This window comes from Alkalihalobacterium chitinilyticum, assembly GCF_029028005.1.
Classification (GTDB): Bacteria; Bacillota; Bacilli; order Bacillales; family Bacillaceae_F; genus Alkalihalobacterium; species Alkalihalobacterium chitinilyticum.
Map to the genome: position 1 here is coordinate 141,431 of NZ_JAOTPO010000004.1, position 19,720 is coordinate 161,150.

General features: G+C 37.4%; 18 protein-coding genes. 4 read left to right on the forward strand and 14 right to left on the reverse strand.

Features of this window, described 5'->3' with window-relative positions:
* Nucleotides 1-257: 257 nt before the first annotated feature.
* Nucleotides 258-713, forward strand: coding sequence for a hypothetical protein (locus N7Z68_RS07970; RefSeq protein WP_275117940.1), 456 nt, complete (start codon nucleotides 258-260; stop codon nucleotides 711-713).
* Between the two features lie 121 nt (nucleotides 714-834).
* Here N7Z68_RS07970 and N7Z68_RS07975 read toward each other — a convergent pair whose 3' ends face one another.
* The 7 genes from N7Z68_RS07975 to N7Z68_RS08005 form a co-directional block, all read right to left on the reverse strand.
* Nucleotides 835-2,256 (reverse strand): hypothetical protein, encoded by a 1,422-nt coding sequence (locus N7Z68_RS07975; protein WP_275117941.1) that lies wholly within the window; start codon nucleotides 2,254-2,256, stop codon nucleotides 835-837.
* Entirely contained in the window at nucleotides 2,253-2,807 is a 555-nt protein-coding gene (locus tag N7Z68_RS07980; RefSeq protein WP_275117942.1) for an RNA polymerase sigma factor, read from the reverse strand. The genes N7Z68_RS07975 and N7Z68_RS07980 overlap by 4 nt, the downstream gene beginning before the upstream one ends.
* A 547-nt stretch (nucleotides 2,808-3,354) precedes the next feature.
* Nucleotides 3,355-3,849, reverse strand: a complete 495-nt coding sequence (locus tag N7Z68_RS07985) for a fasciclin domain-containing protein (RefSeq protein ID WP_275117943.1) — start codon at nucleotides 3,847-3,849, stop codon at nucleotides 3,355-3,357.
* A 266-nt stretch (nucleotides 3,850-4,115) separates the two neighbouring features.
* A complete protein-coding gene (locus tag N7Z68_RS07990; protein WP_275117944.1) occupies nucleotides 4,116-7,031 on the reverse strand; it encodes a bifunctional diguanylate cyclase/phosphodiesterase in 2,916 nt (971 codons plus the stop codon).
* Nucleotides 7,032-7,464: 433 nt separating this feature from the next.
* The gene (locus N7Z68_RS07995; RefSeq protein ID WP_275118075.1) at nucleotides 7,465-8,457 is read right to left on the reverse strand and encodes an LLM class flavin-dependent oxidoreductase; all 993 of its coding nucleotides are present in this window, start codon (nucleotides 8,455-8,457) and stop codon (nucleotides 7,465-7,467) included.
* Nucleotides 8,458-8,459: 2 nt separating this feature from the next.
* On the reverse strand, nucleotides 8,460-9,326 hold the full coding sequence (locus N7Z68_RS08000; protein ID WP_275117945.1) for a nitroreductase family protein: 867 nt from the start codon (nucleotides 9,324-9,326) through the stop codon (nucleotides 8,460-8,462).
* A gap of 9 nt (nucleotides 9,327-9,335) precedes the next feature.
* Entirely contained in the window at nucleotides 9,336-10,433 is a 1,098-nt protein-coding gene (locus tag N7Z68_RS08005; RefSeq protein WP_275117946.1) for a CapA family protein, read from the reverse strand.
* 276 nt (nucleotides 10,434-10,709) lie between these two features.
* On the opposite strand from N7Z68_RS08005, the gene N7Z68_RS08010 reads away from it, so the two are divergent.
* The 3 genes from N7Z68_RS08010 to N7Z68_RS08020 all read left to right on the forward strand — a co-directional run bounded on the left by N7Z68_RS08010 (nucleotide 10,710) and on the right by N7Z68_RS08020 (nucleotide 14,349).
* Nucleotides 10,710-13,148: a SpoIID/LytB domain-containing protein gene (locus N7Z68_RS08010; protein ID WP_275117947.1), complete on the forward strand. Its 2,439-nt coding sequence runs from the start codon at nucleotides 10,710-10,712 to the stop codon at nucleotides 13,146-13,148.
* A 118-nt stretch (nucleotides 13,149-13,266) separates the two neighbouring features.
* The gene (locus N7Z68_RS08015) at nucleotides 13,267-13,446 is read left to right on the forward strand and encodes an H-type small acid-soluble spore protein (RefSeq protein ID WP_275117948.1); all 180 of its coding nucleotides are present in this window, start codon (nucleotides 13,267-13,269) and stop codon (nucleotides 13,444-13,446) included.
* Between the two features lie 504 nt (nucleotides 13,447-13,950).
* On the forward strand, nucleotides 13,951-14,349 hold the full coding sequence (locus N7Z68_RS08020) for a hypothetical protein (protein ID WP_275117949.1): 399 nt from the start codon (nucleotides 13,951-13,953) through the stop codon (nucleotides 14,347-14,349).
* 76 nt (nucleotides 14,350-14,425) lie between these two features.
* On the opposite strand, the gene N7Z68_RS08025 is transcribed toward N7Z68_RS08020, so the two are convergent.
* The 7 genes from N7Z68_RS08025 to gltC all read right to left on the reverse strand — a co-directional run bounded on the left by N7Z68_RS08025 (nucleotide 14,426) and on the right by gltC (nucleotide 19,670).
* A complete protein-coding gene (locus tag N7Z68_RS08025; RefSeq protein WP_275117950.1) occupies nucleotides 14,426-14,971 on the reverse strand; it encodes a YkzI domain-containing protein in 546 nt (181 codons plus the stop codon).
* Between the two features lie 192 nt (nucleotides 14,972-15,163).
* Nucleotides 15,164-15,505 (reverse strand): VOC family protein, encoded by a 342-nt coding sequence (locus tag N7Z68_RS08030; protein WP_275117951.1) that lies wholly within the window; start codon nucleotides 15,503-15,505, stop codon nucleotides 15,164-15,166.
* Nucleotides 15,506-15,876: 371 nt separating this feature from the next.
* On the reverse strand, nucleotides 15,877-16,329 hold the full coding sequence (locus N7Z68_RS08035; RefSeq protein WP_275117952.1) for a BsuPI-related putative proteinase inhibitor: 453 nt from the start codon (nucleotides 16,327-16,329) through the stop codon (nucleotides 15,877-15,879).
* A gap of 481 nt (nucleotides 16,330-16,810) precedes the next feature.
* Complete coding sequence (locus tag N7Z68_RS08040; protein WP_275117953.1) at nucleotides 16,811-17,725, reverse strand: SDR family oxidoreductase; 915 nt, start codon at nucleotides 17,723-17,725, stop codon at nucleotides 16,811-16,813.
* Between the two features lie 193 nt (nucleotides 17,726-17,918).
* Nucleotides 17,919-18,074, reverse strand: coding sequence for a YycC family protein (locus N7Z68_RS08045; protein ID WP_275117954.1), 156 nt, complete (start codon nucleotides 18,072-18,074; stop codon nucleotides 17,919-17,921).
* Between the two features lie 117 nt (nucleotides 18,075-18,191).
* Nucleotides 18,192-18,680, reverse strand: a complete 489-nt coding sequence (locus N7Z68_RS08050; RefSeq protein WP_275118076.1) for a PaaI family thioesterase — start codon at nucleotides 18,678-18,680, stop codon at nucleotides 18,192-18,194.
* Nucleotides 18,681-18,764: 84 nt separating this feature from the next.
* Nucleotides 18,765-19,670, reverse strand: coding sequence for a glutamate biosynthesis transcriptional regulator GltC (gene gltC, locus N7Z68_RS08055; RefSeq protein WP_275117955.1), 906 nt, complete (start codon nucleotides 19,668-19,670; stop codon nucleotides 18,765-18,767).
* Nucleotides 19,671-19,720 lie beyond the last annotated feature (50 nt).

Genomic DNA, 19,720 nt, shown 5'->3' on the forward strand with positions numbered 1-19,720 from the left:
TTCTAAATACGCAAGCACGTAAAGGACACACGATTCCCACTGTATATTCTTTACTAATCAACACCAATCATGTATTTTATTTACAATCGTTTTTTCAAGTTACATTGAACACATTTAAACCTTAGGGGTTCCATTATTTACATATAGCAAAGAAGGTCTTTATCTTCCGCTTCCCATACATTATTCTTAAATAAGAATTCCACCTTAAATAAGTTTGCTTTTATAGCATTATTGATAGGTTAGGAGGGAAGATAGCCATGTGGTTTTCTTTAAAAGACATCCGCGAAATGTCAAACCAAGAAATCAAAAGTAAGTATTATGCCATGATTAACCAATCACGACACGAGTTTAATGAAAAACAAAGAATTCAACGTTACTTAGAAAGTCCGTTGCTGATGTGTTGCTTTATGGTGCTTTGGTTGATGATGGCCTTTATCTTTTTATTTTTTATTTGGATTGCACCAAAAGAAGGGGTTCAGCTATTCCTTTTCTTTGGAACACCATTAATCATCCTTCACTTCACTACTCGACACTATAGAAAAAAGTGGATACAGAAAAAACAAAAGCTTAACCTATTACACCACCAACTGGATGACTTTAGAGAAAAACTCGAAAAAGCACGCAGAGAAGTACCAGCCTATCCTTTTACGGCAACTTCTAGTTATTATCCTTATGAAAAATTCGATAGCTACCCATTTGACGAGTATTCCTAGGTTAGGAATTGGTGATATTCAGATTGATAATAAAAACATGCAAAAGCGCTCAGATCTAATCTGAGCGCTTGTCTAATAAACCAATTTTAAATTAACTACCTAGCCTACTAAAACACTTACCTTAATTCCATTCCAGTGAGTTGATAAAGTATTCTAACCTCTGATAATAGACTCCACCATTATAATCTTCTCGGTCTGCATGCTTATGTTTGTAATACCATTGACCTGATTGTTCAAACAGTTGAAAATGGCCATCCATAAATTCTTCATCCATGTGACTTACATAAGCGTAGTGTCCAGACGCACTGCCACCTAAATCTTCTTGATAAGCAAGATCAATATTAAACGCATCAAACATTATTTCTTTTCCCTGGTCAATCTTGAAGCTTTCTTTCAATTTACCAAACGAATAAAAACTATTGTTCGAAACACCAGGCTCGGTAAACCGCCATTCCGTAAAGTGTTGATGTTCAATCTTTTCTACATCGGTACTACGAGGAAGATAGCCTGTTATTTTAAGTTCCTCAACTTCAAACAGTTTCATATCCACTTGCTCATAACCCATAGCACCAACCATCAGCACGACACTTTTTTCCAATGAACGTCCATATTCAGGATGGGGCGCCCCGACTGTACCTGGAATCGTAAATGGCGTATCTACCGTTAAATTCGTTAAAAAGATCCAAGATAAATTCGAGCTGTCCCAATTATCTAACGGGAATTCTGCAGTATAAATAAACGGATACCCAAATAATTGGGAAGCATAAAGCTCAATAAAACGTCCAGCTTCCTCATCGATATACACAGATATCCGGGCATTTTCTATCTCAAAAGGAAACACCTGTTTGTGAGGAAAACTAACCCGATTATTAAACCTCAATTCCTCAATTAATACTTCTGGAGCAAGTGTGATTTGATCCATATGTTCAAACTGAGAAGTTACTTTTTGAATCTCATCATTGAATTGATCTTTACTCACTGTCTCATTAAAAAGCAAAAGCTTCATGCTTTCCGAGTCCAGCCCAGTCATAACCACCGAATGAACATCTTCACCTTTATCTTCAGTTACTGTCCAGTTTCTTGGAAGTTTAACATTAAAAGAGTTATTGAAAATTCGGTAATCTCCCAACCTGTTTAAATCATCGTGATCAAAAGGCGGTCGATCTAAAACCGTTTCTACTGAAAAATCACTTTCAATGGCCGGATTCTGTACTTCAAGATGTTCTTCAGGCTGGATTTCTCTACTTTCACCACCTCCAATGATTATATCCCTTTCATCTAGCGGTTTCTCATCTTGTAGAAATGTAGTATTGAATATTAGTAGTCCAGCAATCCCGGCGGCAGCAACAGTAGCAGTACTTCCAATGACGAGTTGGTGAAGCTTTTGTCGCTTTTGAACCGTTTTTTGTAAGTCACTGGTTTCATGTAGGCCGGCTTGAAAGGCATGAAGGCTTTTTTCACGTGCAGCTTTAGGTGCTTTCATCCTCTCCTTATGTTTCATAATGTACGAAAGCTCTTCGTCCCTCTGTTTTCGCTCATTCATCTGCTGCTCACCCCCAAATTAATTTGTTCAAAAAGGGCCTTCCTAGCGCGGTGCTGCAACGACTTAACAGCAAGAGTAGATTTGCCCATAATTTCTGCGGTTTCTTTTATAGAAAAGTCTTCAATAAATCTTAAGTGCAGAACCGTTTGATAATGGCTCGGCAACTGATCAATGGTTTCAAGAACTTCATTCATATGTACATTCCGCAGATAGATATCTTCTGCAGATTCACTCTTTCCCCCGAAATCTTCCATCTTGTCATGATCCATAGCAACGGACTGACGTTCTTTATTTTTCTTACGGTAATAATCAATCACGACATTTCGAGCAATTTTGAAAATCCACGTTTTAAATGAGGATTTTCCTTCAAATCGTTCGAGTTGCCTCGCAGTCTTAAAGAAAACATCCTGCAACAGCTCCTCTGTATCGTGATAGCTATTCGTCTGTATGTAAATGTACTGGAAAATACGATCGACATATCGGTCGTGCAGTTCCTGAATAGCTAGTTGATCACCTGCAAGAATCTCACGTATGAGTTCGTGATCGTTCATTTCTTCATCCCCCTATTCACCTTTCGTAATTATAGACGAGTAGTTTAAAGAAAGGATGCTTAAATTCCATTATTTTATAAAAACCTTATCTATTTTGAATAGTGATGAAAGATAATAGTGGGTTATTAGGTGAATCTGTTAAGCAATCTACCACTTTGATGTGCGCTTGAGGTAAAATCTAGGAGAATCCGCTAACCAATCCTCCACTTTAGTGTGCACTTGAGGTAAAATCTAGGAGAATCCGCTAACCTATCCACCACTTTAGTGTGCGCTTGAGGTAAAATCTAGGAGAATCCGCTAACCTATCCACCACTTTAGTGTGCGCTTGAGGTAAAATCTAGGAGAATCCGCTAACCTATCCACCGCTTTAGTGTGCGCTTGAGGTAAAATCTAGGAGAATCCGCTAACCTATCTTCCACTTTACTCTCGATTTTCTACCGTGCTCTATACAACCAAATAAAAAGACTGAATTCAACAGGTACAAGGAATTCAGTCTTACTTTCTAATATTTTTTAAGTTTTTAAATATAGATAGTCTTTTCTATCCCTTATGGTAATAGCACCGCATCGATTACATGGATCACACCGTTCGAAGCTTCAATGTCTGGTTTAACGACGTTTGCTTTATTCACTCGAGTCGGGTCAAGTGTAATCGTTACTTCTTTTTCCGCTAACGTTTTAACCTTCATGCCGTCTTTCAGATCACCAGACATCACTTTACCTGGTACTACATGATATAACAGGATTTCAGCAAGGTCTTTTCGAGCTAATAAATCTTCTGCCGTTACGCCTAATTCTTTTAATAGTTTTTCAAATGCCGCATCTGTTGGGGCGAATACAGTGAACGGCCCTTTACCTTTTAACGTCTCGACTAGACCTGCTTTCTCTAAAGCAGCAGCCAACGTATTGAAGTCACCTGCTTGTACTGCTGTATCCACAATATCCTTTTTAGCTCCAGGGTTTTCTGCAGCTAATACTCCTGCTGAGAAAGACATGATCATCATGAACACTAACGCAACTATCGCAAACTTTTTCTTATTCATTCTTCCAACCTCCACTTTTTTTCCTATTTTTTACCTACATCACTAAATAAAACAACACATTCATTGCACTTTTCTAGTCGCCACACCCCCGTATGTATGCTCTATGGTAGTATTCGTTTGTTTGGTTTTTTTATCCTAATGTATATTAAAAATAGAGAATTTTTCAAAATGGCTGATCATAAATGCTAAAAACAAAAAAAGAGGCCCGAAACGACATTCGTTCGCACCCCTTTTCATGCTTTTCAATTGCTACCTCTAGCTTCTCATCAAACTCTCCGACTTTTATTGTTATTTAAAAAATCAACAAACTCATCAGCAGTTAACGGTTTCGCTAAATGGTACCCTTGGACTTCATCACAATTCATTGTTTTTAATACGTCAATATGCTCCGCAGTCTCTACCCCTTCAGCAATAACCTTAAGGTTTAAACCGTGACCAATATCAATCATGGATTGGGTTAATTTTTGATCATCCTCATTTTCTAAGAGGTCTTTAATAAACGCACGATCAATTTTTAACACGTCAATTGGAAATAGCTTTAAATAACTCAAGGAAGAATAACCCGTTCCAAAATCATCAATCGAGACACGGATGTCACGTTGTTTTATTTCTTCTAAGATTGGTTTAACTACCGTTGGGTTTTGGAATACACTTTCTGTTAACTCTATTTCTAGATATTGAGGGTCTAATTGTGTTTCCTCAAGAATCCGGTCAATCGTTGAAAGTAAATATTCTTTGTTATTAAACTGCTTCGCTGATATATTAACCGAAATAATGAGCGGATCAAAACCTTGCATTTGCAACCTTTTGTTATGTTTACAAGCCTCTAAAAGAACCCACTCGCCAATTTGGTAGATTAAACCTGTTTTTTCTGCTAACGGAATAAACTTAAATGGTGAAATCATTCCTAGCTTAGGGTGGCTCCATCGAATAAGAGCTTCCATGCCATTAATTTTTCCTGTTTTTAAATCTTGTTTCGGTTGATACGTAAGGAATAGTTCCTCGTTTTCGATTGCAACTCTTAAATAATTTTCCAATACGTATTCTTCTTCAAAGCCTTTATGCATGTCTTCTTGATAATACACATACTGCCTATCATCATGTTCTTTCGCTTGAAACATCGCTGCTTCTGCATGTTGCATTAACGTTATAAAGTCGTTGCCATCCATTGGGAATCGACTCACACCGACCGAAACTTCCAGGTAAAAGGTATATCCATTAACCTCAAATGGCTGAAGAAATTGTTGGTGAATTTCTTCTATTTTTTTATTAATTTCCGTTGGGTCAGCAATGTTTGGTAAATAAACCGTATACTTATCACCGTATTGTCTAGAGACCATTCCTTGATCCTTTATCGAATGTTTCAGGCGCCTAGCAATTTCAGTTAAAGTTAAGTTCCCTAAACTAAAACCTCTTGCATGGTTTATATTCTTAAACCGAACCACATCTAACCGAAGAATGGTTGCTTGTTTCATATTCAATTGAATATCACTGGTAACACTGGACTCTAATTTGTTATCGTTAGGCAAGTTTGTAAGTTGATCATAAAATGCAAGTGAATAAATTTCTTCAGCTGCCTTTTTTTGTTTCGTAATATCGGTTTGTAAACCTAGGAAATTGACTAATTTTCCATTTTCGTAGACAGGTGTAATACTTAAGTAATTCCAAAACGTCTCCCCGTCTTTCCGATAATTTAAAATCTCTAGGGAAAAAGCTTCTTCCTTTTCTATACCTTCTCTAATTCGTCGTTTAGCTTCAAGAGACGTTTTCTCACCTTGCAACGGGCTTGATTTACGACCAATCACTTCTTCTGCTTTGTACCCTGTTAACTTTTCAAAGCCAGCATTTACAAAGGTAATAGGGTTATTCGGCTGTTGAGGATCGGTAATAATGACACCGATTTCCAAATTATTGATAGCTGTTGCCAACTGATTATTTTTCTTAAGTGAATGTTGTAAATCTTCTTGAATACGAATATTCTCTTTAAGGTTTTCTTCAAAACTGCTAGCCAGTTGATTAAAAGAATCACCGATTGACTTTAATTCGTCATTAGTATTTACTCGAATTCTGGTCCCTAACTCCCCTTTGATCCAGCGCGCAGTTCCATTTTGTAGAGTCTGCAAGGTTTGAACTACAGATATAAATGCTCCACCGAATAAAAGGTAGATTAAGAAAATGGAGAAAAGAAATAGTAGTACTAGTAAGAACTGGCCTTTCTTATAGGCTTTGTTGGCTTCTTGTAAATGTTCAATTAATATAAAATTACCTTTCTCATATAATTGAAAACCACTATTTATAACTCCCGTTGCTTGTTCAAAAACGATCTCAGGATCCTTAGGCCGAAATTCATTACTTTTAAGAAGTTCAATAAACATTATTGTTTGTTCGCTAAATTGCTGTTGCTGTTTTAATAATAGATGTTCTCCGTTTTTATCTTGAAGATAATACGCCTTCATTTCCAAATTATCGAGAAGTAATTGCACACTTCCGAACATCTCTAGCAACTGATGGTGTTGCGTTTCGGTTAACGGTGCTGATTGTAACGTTAGCTGTGTAGAAAAAGCACGTAATTGACCAATCTGTTCAGTGCTTAATAGTAAATCTTCATTAATTGTTATACTTAAACGATTCAATTGAGGATCTGGATTTAAATAAATATGCGCCTCATTTACGATCGTTGCAATGATCTTTAAAAGATTTGAATTCATTTCAGTGTGACCGTCAAAACTTTTTAGAACATTCGTTTCGTTTTTTACATCTTCCCATTGCTTTTTTATCAAGTTCCACTTACTTATGTTTATAAATCTCTTCCAATCCTTTTCAATTTGTCGATCAATATCCATTATTTTTGCTTCAACTAACTGCTTTTGTTCATTTACAGGATCACTAAATTCTTCATAACCTCTCAAATAGGACTGTTTTAACCCTCGATGTGTTTGGTTATGGCGTAAAAGTTCCGCAAAATGTTGCAATGAAATTAATGCCTGTTGCTCTATTTCGTTCTGAGTTATTTTCTTGTTAATATCCGTTGATAATACATATATAATAACGATCATTGGGACGGAAAAAGCAATAAAAAACAAAAGAAACTTTTTTGAAAACGAAACACGTCCCATCATATTCACAATCCATCTTGGTACCAATTTCCAAATCATCTTTATTAAGTACTTACTTAAAAGCAAGCACTTAAATCCACCCCCTATTTATGTAAAACCTGTACATTAACTAGGAAATTAATCCTAATTTTATAATAAGGTTCATTAATAGTTTTTAGTATCGTAACCACAAAAAAAGCAAACCAAAACATGGTTCACCTCTAGCGTCAGTATGTTCATTGTCGCTCATTATTGGACATTCCTATTTGGTGCTCTACTGAGGTGTCTTTTGTCCTATTAATCTTTTCTTATATTACCATATTGTTTATGATTTTAATAGATTGAATATTTTATAAATCTACAGAAAAATTTCCAATTGGAATTACTCTCAATAAGAAAACGACGAACAAACTTCAATTCGTCCTTTAATACTTCTAATATTCATTACATATTGCCCAAACATATTCTACCCATATTAATCGTCACTCTCAACGACACCTAGAATGATTGTTCTCCATCACTACCACTCATTTGCAATTAATTCGTAAGAACGAATTCGGTCCTCATAAGAATGTGTAATCGTGACCATCATGATTTCATCTGCACAGTAGATCGATTGTAATTCTAGTAACTGCTCTTTGACATATTGAGGATTTCCGATGATCATTTTTTGTTTCATTTTTTCGATCGCCGTCATTTCCTCGTTTGTATAGATGTAGTTCCTGGCTTCCTCGATTGAAGGTACACCTAGTGTGCCTTCACCTTTACCAAGCTGGATTTTCCAGAGTAATGAACTTGTTGCTAGTTCTTCTGCTTTCGCAGTTGTTGCAGCACATACGACAGATACCGCTATTATCGTTTTGGGCTTCTTTAAGGTTCGTCTTGGCTCAAAATGGTCAACATACGACTTCACAATTTCAGGGCCCTCTTTATCGCTCATGAAATGACCAAATGCATAGGCTGCTCCTTGTTCCGCTGCCAGCTTCGCACTTTTTCCACTAGTCCCTAATATCCATGGTTGCGGGGGTGTATTTGGAAGAGGTGCTGCTGAAATGTTTGCATACATATGGTCGTCAGGAAAATCACGATATAAAAACTCAAACAATTCTTGTACAGACTCAGGTAATTTGTACACTTGTTGCAGAAAATTATTGGATAGTGCCATCGTGACTTCAGCTGAACCACCCGGTGCCCGGCCGATCCCTAAATCAATTCGTCCCGGATACAGTGTTGCGAGCATATTAAAAACTTCTGCTACTTTATAAGGCTTATAGTGCGGGAGTAAAATCGCGCCGGCACCCATTCGAATATTGGATGTGTTCGCACCAATAGCAGCTAACATGACTTCAGGTGCTGAACAAGAAAGTCCTGAAAAATCATGGTGCTCGGCAATCCAATATCTTTTGTAACCAAAACCCTCTCCAGCTTGTGCTAATTTTATCGATGCTTGTAATGCTTCACTTGCTGTTAAACCAGAAGAAATCGGTGCTTGGTCTAATATACTTAAGTTCATCTTCACTTTCTTCTCCAACTCACAATATATTCAATATTTTCATTCGGGATCTGTATTGCCGGCTCTTCTACTTGCCATTCACCATCTATATCTAATTCCGTACACGCTAGTTCAAATTGACACATCGCAATTCCCATATCTAAGAGCTGCATATCGTAACCTAATTTACTGCTATAATTTGGTGTATGTTCAATGTAAAAATGACACGTGTTGCGATCTTCCGTTAACACTAGACGCCACGGTTGTTTATTAGATGCAGAGGGGCCGATCCGTACCATTTCAATCGGTGTTTCAAGATCCCCTGCGTGTTCTTTCGTTAAAGGTTCCTCAAATGATGCATCATAGAAAAGCTTTTCCCACACTTTTTTATTATCTGCTTTTACCACATAGCGCAGTGCTTTATCAAACATTCGCTGTTTCTCTTTCCGGTATCCTATCGGCGTGACACATGGAATGAAATGACCGTCACTTATTGAAATTTCTTTTTCAAATGAATTTCGGTTAAACGTTCCCCCCATCCAGCAAGTGCCTAGTTCTAAATCCGTCAAAAATAAGACGAGGCGATGAAAAGTATACCCAAAGTCAACGAGTGCGTATTTATTATTTTCAGACACCCCGACTATATAAGCTCTCGGATTTTTAATAAATCCATAGGTTCCAAGCTTAATTCCTTTGTCTGTCACATTATTCGTAACATGAACCAACTGTATATTTCCTTGTAATCCAAAAGGACCGATGAATGGCTTTTCATCGGTCATGTATTTTTCAATTTTTTGAAGGTGAGTTTCTGATATGTTCCGTGTGTCATACGTTCGAACGGACTGACGTTTCTTCATCGTTTCAATAATAACTGATTGTTGGAAACCCATAACAACCTCCTAGTTTTTCGGTTTAATTTCACCATCTTCAATAAAAACATCATATGAAATGCCTTCTAAATATTGATAGATTCGATTTCGATAATCTTCTCCTTTATCCACAATCACGTCGTTATCAATATAGAAAGGATTAAACTTCATTTTCACTTGTTCTTCCTCAATGATAATACTTAACAATCCTGTTTCTGCAGTCGGGCCAGTAATGTAGTCAGGAAACAGGAAATTCCCTAGAGAATAGGCGATCGGCTTCCCGTCATAAAATTCAAACCCTTGAAGTACGTGAGGATGCGCACCAATCACCGCATCAGCACCAGCATCAATCATTTTCCTTGCATAGTCTCGTTGATAATTTTCCGGTCGATTGGCACGTTCAATTCCCCAATGCATATACACTAAAACATAATCCGTATCTACTTTTTCTTTTTCTATAATATCTATGACTCTTTCTTCCTGATACCCGCTGGCAATACCAGGTTTTGTATCTGTAGCGTACCAAGAAACATCAGGTAATACTCTTGAAAACGCCAAGAACGTTACTTTTTGATCATTTAGAACGACTGTATGTGACGCATAAGCTTCCTCGCTATTTTTACCAGCACCAACGAAATCAATACCATATTCCCTTAAGTATTTTATCGTATCTAGTAAACCTTCTTCTCGATAATCCATCGTATGGTTGTTGGCTAAAGAAACTAAGTCGAATCCAGCGTTTACTAACCCTTCAAGCTTTATAGGATTCGCTTTAAAGTTATATTGTTTTCCAAACGAGTTGTTACTAGTCGTGATCGCTGTCTCTAGATTAGCGACGGCGTAATCCGCTTTTTGGATGTCCTCTTTGACGTTTTGAAATGGATAATCGACGCCTTTGGTATTGATCGTATTTTTTAACGACCATTCCATCATCACATCACCGACGAAGATAATCTCAATAGGCTCTAATTCTTTTTGTAAAAATGCAGGTACAGCTTCTTCATTTAGCGGCCTTTCTATGCCCAACTCTTCTGATTTTGACGTTAAATCTTTTGAGTTTTTTTCCACCGTTGTTGCACTACATCCTACCAAAACTAAAACTATCATAAGACCAATTAGCTTTTTCACGCTTTTCCCCTCTTTACCCTCATATTTATCTATTACTTTCATCATATCATCACACGTTCATTCTAGAAATGTAAAAATATTGTTTTTTAATAGGTTTTATTAAAAAATTGTATTGATCTTTCCTGCTAATTGAACAGGATCAAGAGATTTATAGTTCTTTGTATGTAGTCGTTTATACCTTTTTATAATTTTTTATGAATTCCCCCTCTATCTATTATCCTAGAAACGGAATATGATTAGCTTATATTTTGCTAGATTACATTTAGGGGGACATCCATGAAAAGACTGTTTGCTTCTTTTATCGTAGTTTTACTCGTACTAATGTCTTTACCAACTCATTCTATACACGCTTCTGGACAAGCCATTCAGCAGCCAACTGTTACCGTTAAGCTGGTGAACTATTTAGGTAATGTGAATAACCTTTCCATACAATTTTCAGGAAACTACCGATTAAATAATGAGGGAACGGTTGAAAGTGGAAAAACCTATCAATTACGTCTAGAAAACGGAAGAATTTCTATGTTTGATGGCACTCACCGTATGCACAGTCTTACTGAACTCACTTTCACACCTGTTCAAAATAATGAACAACATCTAGTTAGAATTAATAACCGTCCCTACCTTGGAACAGTACGCTTTGTTGTAGAAGGAGCTTTCATTCGTCCAATTAACACTCTGCCCGTTGAAGACTATTTAAAAGGTGTGGTTCCTTCTGAGATGCCAGCTTCCTGGAATGTCGAGGCCTTAAAGGCTCAAGCTATTGCAGCTAGAACTTACGTTATGTCCCAAGGTTCTAAATTAATCGATGATACGATTAATTATCAAGTATATGCAGGTTACGCTTGGCACTCTAATAGCACTAGAGCTGTAAATGAAACGAGTGGACAAACACTAACCCATAACGGCCGACTCATTTCTGCTGTTTATTCATCTAGTAATGGCGGGATGACTGAATCAAACGGGAATGTTTGGGGCGGAACGAACTTACCCTATCTTCCTATAAAAGCAGATCCTTATGACTCGATTGCACCGTGGAATTTTACCATTAATAAAAATCAAATGGACCTTACCAATCGCGATTTAAGAAATCCGCAATTATGGTGGTCAACGGTGAGAGAACGAGATACAACGATACCGAATAACATTAAAACCTGGCTATATCAAAATGGTTATCCAAATACGGAAATAAAAATTGTATCGATTCCTACGTTTAAATTTTCGGATCAAAAGACAACAGGTGGCCGTGTACGTCAAGGAGACATTACGGTAAACTTCTTAGTCCGCTCATTAGCTACCAATGATTTTGTTCGAAATACAGACGGAACCATTAGATTGCATACCGTTGAGTTTAAAAACACGACGGCACAACGTATGAGAGCCATGATTGGGATTAATTTAGTTCGCAGTTACCTAGTAGACTCTGTTGTTGAAAACGATACGTCTATCGTCGTAAATGGACGAGGTTTCGGCCATGCTGTTGGTATGAGCCAATGGGGTGCAAAAGGAATGGCAGACCGTGGATTTAGAGTAAATGATATTCTACAATTCTATTACCCTGGTACTACACTAACTCCATTTATTCAATATGCACCGCCTATTGAAGCTGTAAATCCGAGTCCACCGGTAAACCAACCGGTGAGTCAGCCCGTCAGCCCTAGCGTACCAGCCCCGGCTCCAGATTCTCAAGTAACGCCAGAAGTAAAGCCGATTGAAATTAGTCATGCTCGAGCAGAATACGATGCTAGACACGATCAAGTCGTAATACGCTATACATTGAATCAAGATGCTTTAGTTACGATCACCGTTAGAGACGCGAATCATCTGGTCATCGCTACGTTGATCCGAGATGTGAATCGAAAAGCTGGAGACCTTGCTCAATTTTGGACTGTTGGATCTCATCCAAATGGGACGTATTCATTTACTATTGAAGCAAAAGGAACACAAAGCCAATCCGTTTCTGCACAAGTACAGCAATCGGTTCAAAAGGCAGTTTCTCAACCGGTAACTAGTCAACCGACGAATCAGCAGCCTGCAGTGCAACCTGTTGCTGGTCAACCGGCAACTCAGCAGCCCGCGACACAACCTGTAGCGAGTGAACCGACTATGCAACAACCGGCACCAGCTCCAACGCCTCAGTCTGTGCAAGTGGCTCGCGTAGGAACACAAGTAACCGCGAGAGTCAATGTCAACGCTGCGAATATCCGTAGAAGCGCAACAACAAGTTCTGCTATTGTCGGAACTTCACGCTTAGGTCAAAACGTTAATATCCTTGGACGTACAGGTGACTTCTATCAAATCCAAACAGGTAAAACTCGTGGATTTATTCATGTCAATTTGCTCACACTTAAGCAAACGTTAGCAGCTAACGGTCAAACAGCCGTGGTTATTAATGGTAAAGTTGCGAATGTTCAAGGAAATCCAGTTGTCCGTAATAAAACGATGTACATTCCGCTTAAAGGTACAGTAGAGAATTTAAAAATGTCTTACAGTTGGAACAAATCGACGAACAATATTACCGTTAGAGATACAAAAACAACACTCAACATGAAAGTGAACAGTAAGCAAGCAAGGGTCAATACAAGGAACATTCGACTTACAAACCATCCTGAAGTAATGCACTCTAGAGTCTATGTATCGATTCGAACATTAAATGAAACTCTTTCGACGAGATCACATTGGGATACAAGAAATAAAGTAGTTTGGATCAACAGGTAGACTATGTTTCATTTATTTACGTTTCTGTTGGGAATTTTTACTACATTTTAAGTATAGGTCCATTACTTTCTACAAATAGTAAGTACTGTATTAAGAAACCCAACAGGAGGTGCCCCAAATGGACGCACAACGTGCACAAGAAATTTCTTCTTCACAAAACATGAAAACGGTCACTTACAATGGTCAACAAGTTTACATTGAACATGTCGATCAGAATAATGAGATGGCAACCATCCACCCAATGGATGACCCGAATCAAAAAATGAGCGTTTCTGTTCGAAATTTATCAGAACAGTAAATGGTAAAAAACCGCTTGAAGAGTACGCGACTTTTCAAGCGGTTTCTGTTTTGTTGTTCATTTATAAAAATTTTCAAGGGGTTAACCATTATATGCAATTATATAAAACAAAAGAACACTTAAATTCGATTTCATATACATTAAAAGGAATAAATTACACCTGAACAGCGGTTTGGATTAGACTTTTACCATTTATTAAAATATATAGCTTTCAAAACAACCGTTTACTCTCATTCTCTACCACTTATTGGAATATACCTCACCTAAATAATCGTTTCAACTCATTTTCTAACAATATTCCTTACCCATTCAGCCGTCAGTATATTCGATGTATTTCACCATTAGCATGAGGCACTATAATGTTCATTGCTCATTATGTCCGCTTAGTGCAATATTTCCACTTTTATGATTGTCCTCTAGGTTATCGCCCTGCCACTCCCACAAACGTAACATAGGCTATTATGTATTCTTTCCATAACAAAACTTAGAGGAGTTGCTGCCTTCATGAATTATTACCCTTATTATCCGGCAAATGTTCAACAACCGACTAACTACTATGGTCCGTACTATCAAAACCAATCTGCATCACAAGCACATGGAGAACAAACAGAACAACCAACGATGACGAGACAACAACCGGACCTCCAACAACAAGTCAATCAACTGACGAGACAAAACCAAGAACAAGCAGCCGAATTAACGCGACAAAATCAAGAGATTGGCCGCATTAACAATGAAATTAACCGTCTCAATGAAGAAATTCGCCGAATTAATGGAGAAATTACCCGCTTAAATCGTAATGATGAACTACACACGGATCGTTTAAATCGTTTAAACCAAAGGGTGCGGACGATTGAGCGAAACTTAAACATACCGGTTACACCAACAACTGACGGGTTTTAATGAAAAATGCAGCAGGCTCTTTCGCACTGCTGCATTCTTATTTAACTATGAAATTCCGTATTCATGAAGCATTGACTTAAGAAATTCTCTTCGACTGTTCAACCAGTTCCTGTAATTTATTTTTACAAAAGAGCTCCTTTTCCTTATCTTGAGCACTCATCGCTTCATGTAATTCCATTAACAAATAATTGATCTCTAACTTAATGATTTTCTCTTTCGTTTCGTTTGGCATAGGTGGTGTTAATTTCTTTTGACTTTCTTCTTTTCTACGATTTTGGATCATTTCAATGTCTTGTTTTCTTTTTTCTATTCTTCTCTTTTTTCGATCGTATACATTCTCAATGCCCATCATCTTTTTTCGTGCTTCAAACAATAATTCATTAAACGCAATGGAGAAGGTTCTTTCACTCGTTACAAGTTCTTCAATCGTTAAGCGTAATGCATCTTTTTCTTCTTTAAATGGAAGCTGATAATGTTTGTCTCCATGAATAATCAGCGTTTGATATCCCTCGTTTCTTACCCACTCATATGGATAGGCTTGCTCTATTTTTTCTAAAAAGGATTGTACTAAATTTTTATTCATATCCACTTGAATATTTGTAAAACGTCCAACAAAACTCATAAGATCACCTCTATGTCTTTTATGTCGTTATCCTTCTTTTCGATATCCATACTGACAAATGACAAGGAAATACTAAGTTGAATTTAATTTTCCTAATATTATAATAATTTATGAGTTTGGACTTGTCCATATACTAAATTTTGCTACCTTACATCACTGTCCAAAAACGATGTAACCGGGACCACATACCTTTTAGGTCTCATTCGTAAAATCAATAATTCTTATATAATTACCTGAGTTATCTTGGTAGATTGCATACCGTCCTGGTGGTATATCGATTGGCTCTTTAACAAATTTGAGTTTATCTTTATTTTCTTTAAAAAATGTATCTACACTATCAACTAAGAAAACGCCGCCAGCTGATAAATCCTGTTCATCATCTTCAATCAATAGTTTCACATCTGAACCAGGCAAGCTTAATGCAACAGTATGCTCCCCTTCTCGCCACGCCTCTTCAAAGCCTAGTGTATCTTGATAAAATGTAAGAGATTCATTGAGATCTTTAACGGGGTGATACAAAAATATTAGTTTCACTTTTATTCCTCCTTTATTTTTTCTAGGATGCACCTTGCTTACTATTGGTAACGGTTTTCCCTAGATATTTCCTCTAACATGCACAAAGCTATGCTATTAGTTTCGATCTTCTCCTAGGTTTTTCCTCTAATGGTGCACGAACCAATGGATTTTTACTAGCTTTTTAGTAAAAGGGCGCTGTATAGTATCCCCTGCTATTCATTAGGTTCTTGATACTGCTCCAATCGAAACTTCCTCACCTTTTTTCATTTCATTCCTACCTTTTCATTGTTTGGGGTTTTCGTATTTAAAAACTTAGTGGAGGTACCTATCATCATTTTGATATGCACCTCCACTTCATTCACTTAACTCTATTAAGTGTTCTTTTTAACTTAATCAATCTTAAACTCTTTCATAACCTTGTAAGATTCGCCGTCCATTGGTGTCATCCATACGGAAAGAAAGTACTTTCCAGGATCTAGCTCTAACTCATTTAAATCGATCATGTATTCTAGCTTTTCGCCTTCTGTTAGTTCTTCTTCTCCTAGAGCCTGAAGAAACATCGAGACACTAGAAAATAAAAACAATTCTTCGCCTGCTTCCGTCGTAACCGTATAATCGATTCGTTGTGAACTTGAGAACTCCATCGTAACTGCTATATCTGATTGGTTCATCACTTCATAGTTAAAAATCAAAGGACTTTCTTCAACAAGACGTGTAGCCATCCCACCTTCGATTACTTCACTTCCCCCATGACTTGCATCCTGATTCACTTTTTCACTGCCTAATCCACAACCCGTTAGCATCATTCCCATTACTAGTAAACCTGCAACTAACTTTCTCATCAAACTTCCCCCTTGTTTGTATCTATCTTATTTGACGTTTTAAAAGAAAAAAAGTTTCATGAAATTTTTAAGCTTGTCCACTTTTTTAAAAGAATAGGAGAATATTCCATTATTCAATAGACTCAACTTATCAGAAAAGTGGGAGAAATGAGCCATTTCTATTTAAGAGTATGAAAAAAGGTCATTTCCCCTAATATATATAGGTTCTATCTAAATGAAACTGCAGTTTTTTTTCAACTTTTGCGATTTTATTTTTAACTTTGTATGAATTATTTTCAACTTCTATCGTTTTATTTTTAACTTTTATCGTTTTATTTTCAACTTCACCTCGTTTATCGATTTCTCGACCTATTCAGCCAAAAGTCGACACGCACTCCCCCGCGGCACCCGCTTTTTCAGGCCTCCCCCTCATGTCAAGACCAGCGGCATTCTCTCATCATACTGTTCGTGAATGTTGGATCAATAAAGAACTGATCAAACCTCATGAACTCACCATCGTTCCACCATTTACGTGCAGCACTTGGCCAGTTACATACTTTGAGTCATCTGAAGCTAAGTATACATAGGATGGTGCTAATTCAAACGGCTGCCCTGGTCGTTTTAACGGGACATCGGTTCCAAACGTCTTGACTTCTTCTGCCGAGAAAGAAGATGGAATGAGCGGTGTCCAAATCGGACCTGGAGCCACTGCGTTCACACGAATTTTTTGTTCGGCTAGATTTTGAGATAGTGATCTTGTAAAGGCTACTACTGCCCCTTTGGAAGAAGTATAGTCAATCAACGTTTCGTGTCCCTCATACGGAACAACTGATGTCGTATTAATGATGCTGTCTCCTTCTTTTAAATAAGGAAGGGCAAACTTCGTCATATAAAAAAACGAGTGGATATTTGTTTTAAACGTTTCCTCCCACTGTTCAATTGAAATATCTAGTAAACTCTCTTGCACATATTGAACCGCATGATTATTCACTAGTATATCAATCGTTCCAAACTGTTTGACAGTTTCATTGACAATATATTCACAATGAGTTGGCTCTTTTAAATCGGCAATATAAAGAAGACAGTGTTGTCCCAATTCCTCTACCCGTTTTTTCGTGCGAAAGGCGTCTTCTGTCTCATATTTTTTAAAGTAAGGAATAACCACATTTGCCCCTTCTTTGGCAAAGGCAATCGCCACCGCTGCACCAATGCCACTATCTCCTCCTGTAATAATAGCGACTTTATCCTTTAATTTTTTACTTCCTTTATAATATGGATTTTCTATTATCGGTTTCGGTTCCATTGGCCCTTCAATACCAGGATGAATGTCTTGTTCTTGTGGCGGGAATGAAATGAGCTGTTCCTCACACGTTTCTTTGACACCAAAATATGGATACTTAGGATATTTTTCTTGCATCTTATCCCCCCTCAGATCATCATATAATATGGAAGAAAATAAGTATTAACCTAGAATTCTATACTTTATTCAATAAAGGTTTGTCCTGTGTATGGTCTATAATATAAGGACATTTTCGTTTGAGGACTGTATTGGATGCATATAAATAAAAAAACCTAAGCCTCCATGTCAATTCAGCTCAGGTTTTCGAAAATTATTCTTTTGTTTCTTTCTTTTTTTCAGCAGCTTCCGCTTCAGCCAGTTTGGCAACGAGGATATGTTGCGGCATATGCATAATTTGTTCTAACGGCACATTTAATGTTTTCGCTAACTTTTGTGCTGTTTCTGCTGAGATTTGTAATGGTCTCATTTATAACCCTCCAAAAAAACTTCATTTTAAAAATAAAAATATGGTACTAGTATATCACCTATACTTTCTCAACCAAAATTTGAAACTGGAGCATTAAATTTCCGATCTCATAATACTTTACTTTTTAGGCTTCACGATATAAAAGGTAGCTAGGGCATGAGCGATAAGAATTTCATTTTCATCCTCAATATTACATTGGGCGACGATCGTTGTACTCCCCTTATGCAAAAAGTTAGTTTTTGCGTACAACTTTTCACCAGTTCCACCTTTGATAAAATTCATTTTCATTTCAAGGGTAAATACTTTTTCTCCATCTTTTAAATAATTAGTCAAAATGGCTTTACCGATCGAAACATCTGCGAATGTATATAGAGCTCCTCCTTGTGTTACACCGTACGTATTTTCGTTAAAAGCCCCTAACCGCATAAACTCTCTACCATTTTCGTCTTGATCAATACCTATGAATCTCCCATAATAATGAAGGTTCCAACCTTCTTCCGTTTTCATCAACGAGCCTTTGTAACTTTTAATAACTCGGTGAACTTCTTCTAATTCACTAGAGGACAAATCTTGTAAGTCATCCATGATTTCTTCCAGCAACATCATCACCTATTTTCTTCTAAAATAATCGGTAATGAAAGTATTTCACGATAAAACAGGATTTTCCTGTTTTTAAGCTAAACAAAATTATTATTCTCTAAACTCGTTTAATCTCGCAAAGAAGTCTTGTAAAAACTCATAAAATAATTGCTCTGTTGGAAGCAACACTCGTTCGGTAGGCGTGATCACACCTACCGTTCGTGTGACACTCGGTTCGATTAACGGTATTTTTACAGTTGAACGCGGCAGGCTGTCTACTAGGGTCACTTCTGGCATAAGAGTGACGCCAAGTCCAGCTGACACCAGTCCTTTCAATGCATCGATATCGTCTCCTTCAAAGGCAACATGAGGATGAAAACCGCGCTCCGTACAAGCGTTGACGACAATATTTCGAAATACAAACCCTTCAGGCAGCAAGACAAAAGGATCATCCTTTAAGTCGAGTAATTTAATTGAAGAGCGATCCGACAGCGGATGATGGATCGGCAAAAGAGCTACAACATTTTCCGTGAATAATATTTTGCTCTTTACTTTCTTTTCCTGCATGGGTACCGGACCAATCAACGCCATGTTAAATTCGCCTTTTACGACCCCGTCAATTAAATCGCGATAAAGGGCCTGTTTCAGTTGGAATTTCGCCTCAGGGTAATGTTTTCGAAAAGCAAAGATCGCAGTCGGTAACGTATACGCTGCTAAACTAATGGGAAAAGCTACACGTATCGTTCCTTTTTCCGGGTCTAAATATTCGGCCACTTCTCGTGTTGCATCATCAATGACATTCATTGCGTGCTTCATTCGCTCTAGGAACATTTTTCCAATCGGTGTTAACTTTACACTGCGCCCTTCTCGAATAAACAAGTCTACACCTAACTCGTTTTCCAAATTAAAAATTTGCCGACTCACAGCCGACTGTGCAACATGCAAGGCATCCGCTGCTTCTGTTACATGTTCTCGTTTAGCCACTTCCATAAAATATTTAATCTGTCTAATTTCCACTGAAAGGACCTCACTTTTCTATTCATCTCAAAAAAGCATGAACTTTATCG